The 13,365-nt window shown below is 46.3% G+C and carries 7 protein-coding genes; 1 reads left to right on the top strand and 6 read right to left on the bottom strand.

What is annotated here, in order from left to right:
• Positions 1–72: 72 nt before the first annotated feature.
• From IE165_RS18405 to IE165_RS18380, 6 genes are all read right to left on the bottom strand, one after another.
• On the bottom strand, positions 73–1,161 hold the full coding sequence (locus IE165_RS18405) for a formylglycine-generating enzyme family protein (protein ID WP_189628128.1): 1,089 nt from the start codon (positions 1,159–1,161) through the stop codon (positions 73–75).
• Positions 1,162–1,286: 125 nt separating this feature from the next.
• Complete coding sequence (locus IE165_RS18400) at positions 1,287–2,702, bottom strand: Gfo/Idh/MocA family protein (protein ID WP_189628127.1); 1,416 nt, start codon at positions 2,700–2,702, stop codon at positions 1,287–1,289.
• A 271-nt stretch (positions 2,703–2,973) separates the two neighbouring features.
• Positions 2,974–4,290, bottom strand: a complete 1,317-nt coding sequence (locus IE165_RS18395; RefSeq protein WP_229826650.1) for a TolC family protein — start codon at positions 4,288–4,290, stop codon at positions 2,974–2,976.
• Positions 4,283–7,360, bottom strand: a complete 3,078-nt coding sequence (locus tag IE165_RS18390) for an efflux RND transporter permease subunit (RefSeq protein WP_189628126.1) — start codon at positions 7,358–7,360, stop codon at positions 4,283–4,285. The genes IE165_RS18395 and IE165_RS18390 overlap by 8 nt, the downstream gene beginning before the upstream one ends.
• A gap of 10 nt (positions 7,361–7,370) precedes the next feature.
• Positions 7,371–8,429 (bottom strand): efflux RND transporter periplasmic adaptor subunit, encoded by a 1,059-nt coding sequence (locus tag IE165_RS18385; RefSeq protein ID WP_189628125.1) that lies wholly within the window; start codon positions 8,427–8,429, stop codon positions 7,371–7,373.
• 229 nt (positions 8,430–8,658) lie between these two features.
• A complete protein-coding gene (locus IE165_RS18380) occupies positions 8,659–12,531 on the bottom strand; it encodes a glycoside hydrolase family 31 family protein (RefSeq protein WP_229826649.1) in 3,873 nt (1,290 codons plus the stop codon).
• 547 nt (positions 12,532–13,078) lie between these two features.
• Here IE165_RS18380 and IE165_RS18375 point away from each other — a divergent pair.
• On the top strand, positions 13,079–13,365 hold a 287-nt coding region (locus tag IE165_RS18375; protein WP_189628124.1), incomplete at its 3' end, for a hypothetical protein.

Here is a 13,365-nt window from a genome sequence, read left to right as displayed (position 1 = left end):
ATAAGATAGAAAATAGCGCGAGGTAAACAAGTAAAAAAAACCGTCCCATAATTACTTATGAGACGGCCTCTTTTATTTTCCGATATCTTTTACACAACGAAAGCCGACATTATTGGTAGGGCTATTAACCTCTCCTTTTCCACGGCTTCCGGCCTTGTATCGCTCACAATATTGGTCGTTGCATAAAAAAGAGCCTCCGCGCTGCACGCGCTTGACCGCTCCTGGTTCTTGAGGGTCATAGGAGTCTGCCGGCCCCGTTGGGTTGTGCCTGTCGCTTTCTTTGGCATACGTGTCCGGACGATAAAAATCGGAGCACCATTCCCACACGTTACCTTCCATATCATATAGCCCCCATGCATTTGCCGGAAACGACTTAACGGGTGCCGTACCCACAAAACCATCTTCCTTGGTATTTTTGATCGGAAATTCTCCTTGAAAAATATTAGCTAGCCATTTTCCATCTTCTTTCTTTTCATTACCCCAATAGTACGTTTCGTCGGTATGGCTACCTGCTTTAGCAGCATACTCCCATTCTGCTTCGGTGGGCAGCCGCTTGCCCGCCCATTTGGCATAGGCTGCAGCATCTGCATAGGCTATTTGGGTGACTGGAAAGCTGGCACGCCTTTGGATGTTACTTGCTGGCCCTTCCGGATGCTGCCAATTCGCCCCTGCGACATAACTCCACCACTGCATATGATCCGTCAAACCTTGTACCTGATCTGGCGCAGCAAACACCGCAGATCCCGGGACAAGCATATTGGGATCCACACCAGGAAAGTCCTTCGGATCCAAAGGTTGCTCCGCAACAGTCACATAACCTGTTGCCTTGACAAAAGCCGCAAACTGCGCATTCGTTACTTCGTGTTCATCCATATAGAACGCATGAAGCTCTACGTCATGAAGGGGCTGTGCATCTTCAAAATTCAACGAACCCATCCGGAATTTGCCTGCGGGAATCAGCACCATCCCCGTATGGTCTTGAGCGTCGCCCGCCACGATAGCATCTTGCCGAAGTGCCGCAAAGCGGGATGGAATCGGCCCCGTGTGACACATAGCCACAGCATCGGACGAAAAAACGGTCGTTTGATTTTTAGCTTCCGGCGAGCCACAGGACACACAGAGAAAATGAAATCCAATCAAGAAGTAAGTTATCGCTTTCATCGTTTACAATATACCATATTTTAGCTACATGCAAAAGCTAGATACAAACGATGCCTCAGCAAATAGTTAATTCCTGAGGCATCGCAAGATGTCTTCTATGGCTGGTTTCCATCAGCATAGCGTTATTAATCCACTTTAAGCTGATTTTTTTGATCCTTGGATAGCTTGGGTCGTATCCCGGTATTACCCCCACCATTCAAAGTAAGATCATGTGGCTTATTGGTCTTCCAAGCACCGTTCGTAAAATCTGGAACAGCCACCGTTTTACTATTTTTCGCCACCGATTCGCAGCTTAGTGGAACAATGGCGCTCCACGACGCACCATCATAGACGTCCTGATCCAGTGGTAGCCCGTTGCGAAGGCAATCGATCAAGCGCCAATCCATCATGAAGTCCATGCCTCCATGTCCGCCCACTTGCTTGGCCTGCTCACCAATATACTTAATCAGTTCTGGTGTATATTGCTCATACAAACCCTTTAGCTCCTCTTCCTTTACGAAACTATGTCCAAATGCGATACCTTCTTTTGGATATTTCTGGGCAAATGCCTTGGTTCCACTAAGCAAGTGGATACGTGAGTAGGGCCTTGGCGAAGTAACATCATGTTGTACCATCATGGTTTTGCCTTTTTCAGTTTTGATAAGCGTTGTATCCATGTTGCCACGATACTTTTTGCCCACAAACTCCTGAAAGAAAGAATCTTGTGCAGCAAGCTCGCTTGCTTTATTCCCCATCATAAAATCATTGGACTGCATGGCGACCAAATGGGTCATCCGGTCTCCACGATTGATTTGAAGACACTGTGCGATTGGGCCAATGCCGTGTGTGGGGTAAAGGTTTCCGTTCATCTTGATATTCTCTCGCAGGCGCCACATGTTATCATAGCCATTCTTATCGAAATTTAGCGACAATAAATCGTGAATATACGCACCTTCTGCATGAACCAACTCGCCAAAAAGGCCTTGCCGAACCATATTGAGTGTCAGCATTTCAAAAAAGTCGTAGCAACAATTTTCCAACATCATACAATGCTTTTTGGTCTCCTCAGAGGTTTTTACCACGTCCCAGCATTCTTTCAAAGTAAGTCCGATCGGCACTTCACAGGCGGCATGTGCCCCGGCTTTCATGGCTGCTATGGCCATTGGCGCGTGGTAGGGCCACGGGGTGCAAATGTAAACCAAATCTAGCTCCACCTCTTTCAATAACTGCTGCCATCCATCTTCACCCGAATACGATTTAGCCTCTTTCAAGCCTTTATTTGTCAAAATCTTTTGTGCTTTCGTGACCCTGTCGGCATGCTTGTCACATAGCGCCACAATCTCTGCGCCGTCGATGTAAGATAGTCGATCTACCGCTCCCGGCCCACGCATACCCAAACCGATTACCGCAATTTTCACTTTATCAATCTTCGGCGCCGCGTAACCGCTCATGTTAAAACGACCGGCCGATGAAAAAGCATGGCTATTAATCGTGGGCAATGTAATGGCCACACTGGACAACAGCGACGCCTTCTTTAGAAATTCTCTTCTTTTTGAATCCATAATCAGATAAGTTTTTCAGCATATTAAAGGGGACGACTAGCATCCCCCTTAAATCACCTATTTTAAAACAAACTAAACAGTCTATTCCATAACCTATTCACACGATATAATCGGTTTAAATGGTTATACCTGCAGGCTATATCCCCTTCAGTGACACAAGTATAATGCTAATCGGAGGTAAAAAAAAACGAAAACACAAAGCAAACGTTTGCTCAATTTTTCATCGAGGTAGATCGCACGCGAGGTCGCCTAGATTTTACCAGCTATTGTGCTAAAGATCGATCTGTCCGATCAATTCCTTCAGTTGGATCTCAGACAATTTCGCCTGCAGTTGCGCCGTGTTGAATCGAGCGATCGCCGCAATAAAGTTCTCTTGGGCATCACGAAATTCCACGGAGCTGATGGAGCCAATGGTATATTTCGCCAAGGTGATGCTTAAGTTTTGGCGTGCGATATCTTCATTTTTCTCTTCCAGTTTTACCAACTCCAAATTGGTGAGATAGGTTTCATAAGCCGTCTTAAGATTGGTATGCACCAACAGACGTTGCTGTTCGATCAACAAGCCGGCGTTCTCGATTTGAATTTTGGCAAGTCGTTCGTTTCTTCTTTGGTTGAATCCATCAAAGATATTGACAGAAGCCGTGACCCCGTAATTAAAACCCCTTGCATTCGATTGCGCGACGAAGCCCAAACTCGATTCTAATCTGGAAAAATTATAACCCGTGTTTAGCCTCACAACCGGATAACGACCCGCCTTCACGGTTTTCAAATCCAACTCAGCTAGACGTTTGTTCAGCACGATAAGTTGCAGATCCGGATTGAATGCATTGGCCTTATCTACGAGATCGGCATACACCAGTGCGCCATCGATATTTACGGCGGTATCGACCACAAATTCAATATCCAGCTCTCGAGCCAACAAACTATTCAAAGATGTTTTTAGGTTTTTTACCGTTTCCGCCTGCCGTAGACGTGCGGAAACATCTTCATTGAGATTGACTTGCACGTTTAAAACCTCCAATTTGGCCGCCTTCCCGATCGAAAACCGATTTTGGGCAGTACGAAGGCGTTCGGTCGAGATGTGTATGCTCGAGTCTAGCGCAGACAGCATGTTTTGCTGCTCAATAATCGTGTAATATAGCGTAAAGACATCGCCTACTGTCGATAAAACCGTTCTTTTCATTTCTAGCTCGCCCTGCTTTTCAAGCTCCTGAAGGCGCTCCATACGAGCAAACATGCCAAATCCATCAAAGACGGTCCAACCGATGTTCACACCGTAGTTCAAATTGTTGTTTCGCGCATTGTCCAAAGATCGCTCTTCGCCATTGTTTTGTATCTGATCGGAATTCTGGATGCTGTTGTTCTGTGTGAGATTTCCTGTCACGGTCGGCAAGAAACCTGCATTGCCATAGGTGTTGTTTTCTCTTGCTGCGCGTTGGATATTCTTCGTCAGACGGATCGCATAGTTGTTTTCCAAAGCGATCGCGACAGCATCACGAACGCTCAATAGGTCCTGTCCAATTGTTTGGCACACAGAACAGCACAACAGAAGAATGGTGATCACTAGGTAATTCATGTCTTTACGCATCGATTTGGTCAAGTTCGGGTCTTCTTTTTCTTGTTCGTGACATCATCAGATAGCATGCAGGAATGACATAAAGTGTCAAGATCAACGAGAACATCGTTCCGCCGACAATCACAACGCCCATTCCTATACGACTCGTAGAGGCTGCACCCAAAGACAACGCAATGGGCAACGCTCCTAGTGCTATGGCTAATGATGTCATTAAGATTGGGCGTAGCCGTGCTTCCGACGCAGCGACCACCGCTTTGTACTTGTCAAAGCCCTGGTCCCGAAGCTGATTGGCAAATTCGACGATAAGGATACCGTTTTTAGTAACCAATCCGATTAACATAATCGTACCAATCTGGCTAAAAATATTCCAGGTTTGGCCAAATAGCCATAGCGAGAAAAGCGCACCTCCCACCGCCATCGGGACCGTTAAGAGGATGATAACAGGATCGACAAAACTTTCAAACTGCGCTGCTAGGATAAGGAAAATCAGCAGTACAGCGAGGCCAAATGCAAACATGGTGTTCGATCCGCTCTCCACAAAATCGCGGGCTTCACCACCCAAGTCCGTCGTAAAGCTGGCATCCAATACTTTTTCCTTCGCGGCGTCCATCGCTTGGATACCTTCGCCCATACTGCGCCCCGGGGCCAGCCCCGCCGAAATCGTGGCCGACATGTATCGATTGTTATGATATAGCTGTGGTGGACTGCTACGCTCTTCCATTTCCACGATATTATCCATCTGGATCAATTTTCCAGTTTGACTTTTCACAAAAATCGAGGCAAGATCCATAGGCGTTGATCTATCTTTGCGATCAAACTGCCCCATCACTTGGTACTGCTTGCCATTCATCATAAAATAGCCGAATCGCTGTCCAGAAAGTGACAATTGCAACGTTTGCGCAACATCCAAAACCGACACACCTAGGGACTGCGCTTTCGCACGATCAATGGTCACAAATATTTCAGGCTTATTGAATTTCAAGTTCACGTCAACCATAGAAAAGGTATTATCCTGCGACAATTCATCCATCAACAGCGGTATTTTCTCTTCCAATTGCTGAAAATTTGGTGCTTGGACAATGTATTGAATAGGCAAGCCGCCACGTCTGTTGACCGAGATTGTTGGCTGTTGGGATACGGCGACGCGCGCTTCCGAATATTGCTTGGTTAAGGAGGAAACATAATTGCCTATCTCATCCTGCGAACGTCCGCGCTCATCCGGTTGCACCAAGCCCAATCGCACTATTCCGCTATTGGTGGATGATGAACCAAATCCCGGAGATGTAATCACTAGACTAACTTTTTTTTCCGGAACAGAATCATTGATCAACATGGTTAGATCCGTCATAAACCTATCCATATATTCGTAGGAAGCGCCTTCTGGCGCGGTGGCGCGTAAACTTATATAACTTCGATCATCGTAGGGCGCTGTCTCTTTTGGCAGCACAGAATAGAAAAAATAAATCAGGCCGAAGCATCCCGTAATAACCGCAAAGCTCAACCATTTTATCTTTAAAAAACTCCGCAAAGAGCCTTCATACTCCTTATTCATCAGCTGGAAATAGCGCTCGGTTCTTTCATAAAATTTCGACCGTTGCTGTTCCCCTCCCTTCATCAAATACGCATTTAACATGGGGGTTAGAGAGAGCGATACGAACGCAGATATCAGTACCGCCGCGCCAATTACCACGCCAAACTCCCGAAATAATCGGCCCACAAACCCCTCGAGAAAGATTACGGGTAGAAAGACCGCTGCCAAGGTGATAGAAATCGAAATGACAGCGAAGAATATCTCATTGGAACCTTTTATCGCCGCCTCAATGGGCGACATCCCCTCTTCCACCTTTTTAAAAATATTCTCGGTGACAACAATGCCGTCATCCACGACCAGACCGGTCGCCAACACAATAGCCAGCAAGGTCAATACATTGACCGAAAAGCCGCACAGGTACATAACAAAAAAAGTCGCTACCAACGAAACAGGAATATCGATCAAAGGCCTAAAAGCAATGGCCCAATTTCGGAAAAACAAGTAAATAATCAACACCACCAATACGATGGCAATCGCTAACGTTTCGACCACTTCCAATACTGCTTTCTTTACAAATAGCGTATTGTCGATGGCGATATTCAGATCGAACCCTGGCGGCACGTCCGTTTCAAGTTTGTCGTAGGTGGCATAGAATGCATCCGCGATGTCCAAGTAGTTCGTTCCGGGTTGGGGGATCACGGCTAAACTCACCATGGGAAAACCGGAATCCGACATCTTGGTCTCAAAGTTTTCGGCCTCTAGGGCAGCTGTCCCGACGTCCCCCATGCGTATGATGCGGTTGGCATCGGATTTAATAATGATATTGTTGAACTCTTCCTCGGAGGCTAGGTTGCCAACGGTTTTTACGGCCAATTCTGTATTGGCTCCGGTCAACTTGCCTGATGGCAATTCTACATTTTGGTTGTTCAATGCCGTCCTTACATCCAGGACGGTTAGCCCGTAAGAGGCCAGCCGGTTAGGATCTATCCATAAACGCATGGCATATCTTCTTTGCCCCCATATTTGTACCGAACTTACCCCAGGAATTGTCTGCAAACGCTGTGCGATAACATTCTCCGCATAGTCAGAAAGCTCCAACACATTTTTAGTGGTACTTTGTACCGTCATGATGATAATGGGTTCTGAGTCGGCATCGGCTTTGGATACCACTGGCGCAGCATCGATATCCTGCGGAAGATTACGCAGGGCTTGAGAAACCTTATCCCTTACATCATTGGCTGCCTCCTCCAGATTTTTATCCAGATTGAATTCTATAGTGATATTACTGCTCCCTTGATTGCTGGACGATGAAATATTGCGGATTCCATCGATTGAGTTGATGGATTTCTCCAGTGGCTCCGTAATCTGGGATTCAATGATGTCTGCATTGGCCCCGGCATAGCTAGTGCGCACGGAAATCTGTGCCGGATCGATAGACGGATATTCCCGAATACCCAAAAATGTATAACCGATTATGCCGAAAAGGATCAGCAAGAGGTTCATGACGATAGCTAAAACGGGCCGCTTTATACTTAGCGTTGATAGACTCATATCTCGGATATTAACGTAATGTTACTTGGACCATACTTCCATCACGAAGTGACATGACACCCGAAGTAAGCACGGTATCCCCATCGCTGATTCCTTTTGTTATCAGTACTTCAGCATCGGTGCGTCCTCCTGTCTCTACCAATAGCTCGACCGCTTTCCCTCCTTTTAGCACGAATAGTTTTTTTCCATTCTGTATGGGGATGAGCGCCTCGGTTGGCACCAATAATCCATCTTCGACGGTTTCCAACGGAAACGTCACATTCGCGAATGTGCCCGGTATCAACTGGCTTTCGCCGTTCGCTGCGAATGCCCGTACGCGCAAGGTGCGTGTCGTGGCTTCTACTATCGGCTCTATTGCGTACACTTGGGCCGAAAACTCTTTACTTATTTCCTGCACCGTGAAACGCACCTTGCTGCCAATTTTCACTTTAGTCGCATACTTTTCCGGAATAGAGAACTGGAGCTTCACTTTACTGATATTGACCAACTGCGCAATATCGGTTGTCGGTGTAATATAACTGCCTTTGGAAATGTTCCGTAAGCCAATTGTACCCGAAAACGGGGCACGTATCAACGTTCGGCGCAGTTGCGCTTCGATAAGCTGTATCTGAGACGCTGCTGTTCGATATTCGGCACTGGCAATATCATATTCTTCTTGGCTAATGGCTTCCTTCTCCAACAATAGTTTAGCACGGCGTTCATTTTCGGCAAACAACATGTTTTGCGTTTTTGCCTGAGCCAGTTGGGCGCGCAGTTCTCCGTCATTGATCCTAAGCAATATTTGGCCTTCCCGCACCTGTCCTCCTTCTGAAAAATTAAGTTCTTCCGCTATTCCGGATATCTCCGATCGGAGATTAACGACTTCATTCGGTTCGATTTCGCCTGTTAGCGTTAGAAAGTCAGAGAATGGCTTGCCCCGCACTACCATTCCGTATACCTTGGCAGCAGATCGACCAACAGACGCATTCGCCACTGTCGACTTCTCTTTATTCACCATTACACGATACCCCACCAAACCTGCTACGACAAGGAATAGGACAATTAAAACTGCAGAAACTTTCTTGCTCATGGACGTCTTAGATTGACAAAAGGACTAATATACGAATACAAGATACCGCTAATTGCGCAAAGGGAGTTGTAAAAATCTTATTATATAGCTATCCCGATCGGGTGTAGTAGCATCTCTATGCACGTGAACATACCATCTTTCAGTCCGGAAATAGGACGAAAAGAAAAAGGGCTAAGCGTAGCCAGAACCTTTTATCTTGTAACAAGGGGAATGGAGATTCCCCCTGTACTCAAAAGCCTATCGAGTGGAGCCTTTTATCGACGATTACGCCATCTGAGGCCTTTAAATTAATTGCTACATCCTTTTTGGCCTTGAATTTTATTTTAAAGAGCACACGGGAGCCGGTCAACGTTTCCTTATCACCCAAATTCACAAAGGTGGGATACAACGCCTTGTCACCATTGGTATGAAGACGATCATTGGTATAGTTGTTCATGTTTTGCATGCCCACGGTTTCTATGCCCATGTATTCCAGTTCCCCTTGATCGTAAGGCAGCGCGAAACTTAAGGCATTGACCGCGTTGAGATCTTCCCCACGAACCGTTATCTCAACCATATCCCCTACTTTCAACGTCTTTTTAGATTGGCTTAGGATTATCTTGCCGCTCAGATCCGGATCTGGCTGAGCCGGAATGCCGCCTTCCAGTAATACAGCCACATGGGACATATCGTACGCGTCAATCAAATTGTTCTTATTAACGTCGCCGTTACTCACATATCCCTCAAAATCACCATCTCCCATGCGCAAACCCGTGTAATTGATATAAGCTGTCAAATCATTTTCGTCGATTAAGCGATCGTTGTTAATGTCTCCCGGGAGATAGCTTACCGATCCAGGAACTTTAAAGACATACAACTCACGACCCGACCCAAAACCTCCAACGGCCTCGGTGACGGAAATCTTGATGAAACGCGCCGGCACATGTTCGTTGAAGCTAAAGACTTTCGTTTCGGCATCGCGCTTCCAGTCAAAAGTACCGGCCTCCGTCCACGTATTGCCATCGTTGCTATACCGCACGGATCCTTTCATCATAATGCCATTGGCGCCATCTGTCCGCGGCAGGTAGACCAGCCGGTCCAGCTGGTTGACGGATTTAAGATCCAAGGTCATATCAAACGGAACAGCCGTTTCTCCCCATTTGGTGTGCCACATGTCACCCTCGTCGTAATTAAACAACTTATTGATTCCATTTCCTCCCTGATTGGCGACCGAGGTTTTTGCCTCAATTCCAGGGATGGCGAATTCCAGTGGGTTGGCGGCAGTCTTTGCGCTAAATGAACGCCATGCAGATGCCCCTCCTTTATTTACGGCACGAATCTTAAATGTATAATCGGTTTCCGCTTCCAAACCATCAAAAAGCAAATGGTCATCCTTGATCGTCGAATACACAAGATCATCAAAGGCAATCTCGTAGTAATCGGCCTGGGGTACTTTTTTCCAAGTCGGTGTCAGGGCATAGGCTTGCGTGAGGCTATCGCTTACCTCGGCTATGGGCGCCAACAAAGGCTCCGTTTTTCCCAAACTGCGATCCATGGGAGCAAACTTGAAGCCATCAATTCGTATGGTAAACGCTGTTGATGACACATCTTGTTTTGCTATCCGCACCAAAACCATTGGATTCTTGATAAGCTTAACATCGGCGAATGCCGATCCTTTACTGGCAAATTGATTGAGATCAGGCTCCGCATCGTAAAAATAGACGTTTTCGCCATCCTTAAATTCCGAAAGTGAAAATGCCTCTTTTATTTTCAACGATTTACCATTCAATTGCACACTTATTTTCTTTGGCTTCTCAGTCACGTTAAAACGAACTTCTGTAGCCTTCATGCGTTCGTATCCTTCAAATTCGCCTGTGGATGGCGCAATGCTAAATGTCGCTTTTTCGGCTTTCAGTGACGAGGAGAGCTGCGTATTGACGCCTTTGCCATATCGATATGCTTCCGTCCTACCGTCATCGTCATATTCGTTAAAGCTAGAACGACCAAAAGGATAGACCTCATAGATCCGCTGATCATTTTTGATTTCTTGCACGTTATTGTTCGCATTGGCCATCGGGATGATCGCGCCGTTTTTGACAAAAACAGGCACCTTCCATAAGGGCGCATCTATGTTATTGATGACCCGACCGCCGCTGTACTTCTCGCCCGTAAAATAATCGATCCACTCCCCATCTGGCAGGTAGATCCCATCACGGATATCATTTCCCTTGTCATCGGCAACCGTCTCCTGATAGATCGGCGCAATGAGAAAGCTAGGGCCATACATGTACTGGTATTGCGTCGCCTTACCCAAAGTATGCCGATTGGGCTGTTCGAGGAACATCGCCCGAATCATGGGCAGGCCATCGACAGCTTCCTTCGCGATACTGTAGCTATACGGCACCAGCTGGGATTTTAACTTTAAGTAGAGGCGGTTGATGGAGGTCGCCGGTTCGCCTAGCGCATGCGGATATTTTTCGTTGGCACCCCAACCGTCCATATTGAGCTGCATTGGGGTCCAGGTTTTCCATTGAAAGTCACGAATATTTACTTTAAAGTTTTTCCCTCCGAAAATTCCATCCATATCCGAGCTGATGTTCGGCTGACCAGATAATCCAGAGCCGATGTAGGTAGGAATATGAAACCTTATATATTCCCAAACACCACCTGTTTGATCTCCCGACCAAATGCTCGCGTAACGTTGTGTACCAGCCCAACCATCCAAGGATATGATAAATGGACGCGCGTTGTTTCCATAATAGGGCATGATGTGGCCTACATCAGCCACACCATTTAATCCGAAAGAATAACCTGGTCCCACCCAAGCCACATCAGTCTTCAGCACCCGAACCCCAGCGTCCCGCACCTCCTTAACAATATCGCGTTGCAGGAGCGCGTTGACACCGTCTTTTGGATGCAAATCCGACTGCGTCCAAAGACCGATCTCGACGCCATGTGCGCGTGCATAGGCTCCGAAGGCATTTAGATTACTGATATTACTGTCCAATGTCCCTGTTTGTCCGTATCCTGCTCCATAGCCATCATTCGGCAAAATCCAACCCAAAGGCATATCGTAAGCTTTGTAACGGTCAATTACGGCACGTGCCGAAAATTGATAGTTATCCATTTCGCCGTTCAGTGACTCTCTGATACCACCGTTGTCCTTTTGACTTTCTTTGTAGCGCTTGCCGTCTTCAAAAAGCATACCCTGATCATCTTCTTTCCAAAAGTCGCGGTTATATGCATTCAAATGTCCTTCGTACAAGCCAAACTTTGGCAAGAGAACAGGATTTCCTGTTAGCTGATAGAAGTCGTTCAGTAGTGGGGCTGCCCCCTCGTTAACCATGAAAAACACATCCAGATAATCCGTTTCATGAGACAACCTTACTATGCCCTTTTCCGGTGTACCAAATCCATAATTCCCCTTTTTAAATGTATGCCACATAAACCCATAGCCCGCAGTAGACCAATAGAAGGGATTCGGCGAGGCTACGCCACCATCTGTCCAACTGTTCTGGTTTTCAATGGCTATAAGTTTTCCTTTGTGTGAAAACCGCCCGTTCTGCACCCCTCCCCCATAAAAGTACTCCTCACTCGCTTCCTTCAGTTCGATGACAACTTCCTTTTCGCGGAAGACAATAGGCCTTACACTTTCTACAACGACCTTTCCATTCCTACGATTTACGATGCTAAATTGGGACGTTTGCTTATCTATAGCGCATATTATATCGGTTGTTGTGATTGTAACGCTATCGCCCTTGTCCGCTATAGCTAGATATGCGACAGTCTTTCTAGCATCATCAATTAGTATTTTAGCTTGAGGCTTTGCTTCCGGATTCCGAATAATTCCATCATTTAAATCTTGAAACATCCGAAAAATATGATCGGCATAGAAATCAAAAGTCACCGTTTGGTTATCGTCGTATACAATCTCAACAGTCGTTGGATTGATTTTCCGTATGCCAAGTATGGGCGACTTCGCCGGCTTCACCTGCTCCTTGAGCATACCTATGCCCACGTCGTAGAAACCCGAACGAGCCTCCGTACGCTGCGTACCCAACAAAGAGACTAACAAAAAATGCAAGTAAACCTGTGTTCTGATATTTGAAAAATTTATATGCATAGTAATGATTTATAATGATAGGTAGTTTTTTCACATTTTATCGATGCGACAGATCGCATGGGTTCAACTTATGATCAACAATAATACGACAGTAAATTGAACTAAAAAAAAGCGCAAGAAATGCAAACGATTGTCCAATAACATTGTTGCACGAGGTGGCATCAGTATGTCCACTTCCGGAAGCGGTATCGCATCCACTAGATGCAACGCAACAAGGCCCTCAAACGACAACTTCTTTTACACAATCAATAGCGCGCTGCTTCTGATCAACAGCGTATCCTGCCCAATCGACAACAATAGGCTCAGCCCCCACGTCCGAATGCTACGTAGCATTCACTAGCCGATACCGCGTTTTACCTCAAAGATAATCATCATCGTTATACCGTAGGTCATCGAGGACATTCCGCCTGCTGCAGATGAAAACCCGGCCTATTACAACGTTTCATCGTTTGCGTTCACCATGCTGCTGTCCAACATCAGCGCTCCATTGCTGCACAGATGAGCAACAATAGCACCGCATTGTAAAAAACAGCCCTAAAACAATGGAGTGAAGGTATTGTATATCGATACAAGTCCTGAAGACAACAAACCTTTGCCTGTTGTCAAAAGGTCAATGTATGGAAACAATGGTGCCATGCTACGTAGCATTCGTTGCTTGGAGAAGGCCGAGAAGGAGATCACAGGCTCCCTGATGGTAGCTGCTGATAAAGAAAATCAGTGCACAGGGAGTATTGCGCATGCCAGAGAAACCACCACACGTTCAAAAAAGAAAAGCCCCTCCAGTTTCCTGAAGGGGCTTCGTTTAAAATTAGGCACCGACCTACTCTCCCACCT

This window comes from Sphingobacterium griseoflavum (assembly GCF_014653155.1).
Lineage (GTDB): Bacteria > Bacteroidota > Bacteroidia > Sphingobacteriales > Sphingobacteriaceae > Sphingobacterium > Sphingobacterium griseoflavum.
This window is presented reverse-complemented; position numbering and strand designations above follow the sequence as displayed.

What these genes read in the sequence shown, in the direction of transcription:
- IE165_RS18405 (WP_189628128.1), bottom strand. Translation starts at nt 1,161, where the DNA reads ATGAAAGCGATAACTTACTTCTTGATTGGATTTCATTTTCTCTGTGTG.
- IE165_RS18400 (WP_189628127.1), bottom strand. Translation starts at nt 2,702, where the DNA reads ATGGATTCAAAAAGAAGAGAATTTCTAAAGAAGGCGTCGCTGTTGTCC.
- IE165_RS18395 (WP_229826650.1), bottom strand. Translation starts at nt 4,290, where the DNA reads ATGCGTAAAGACATGAATTACCTAGTGATCACCATTCTTCTGTTGTGC.
- IE165_RS18390 (WP_189628126.1), bottom strand. Translation starts at nt 7,360, where the DNA reads ATGAGTCTATCAACGCTAAGTATAAAGCGGCCCGTTTTAGCTATCGTC.
- IE165_RS18385 (WP_189628125.1), bottom strand. Translation starts at nt 8,429, where the DNA reads ATGAGCAAGAAAGTTTCTGCAGTTTTAATTGTCCTATTCCTTGTCGTA.
- IE165_RS18380 (WP_229826649.1), bottom strand. Translation starts at nt 12,531, where the DNA reads ATGCATATAAATTTTTCAAATATCAGAACACAGGTTTACTTGCATTTT.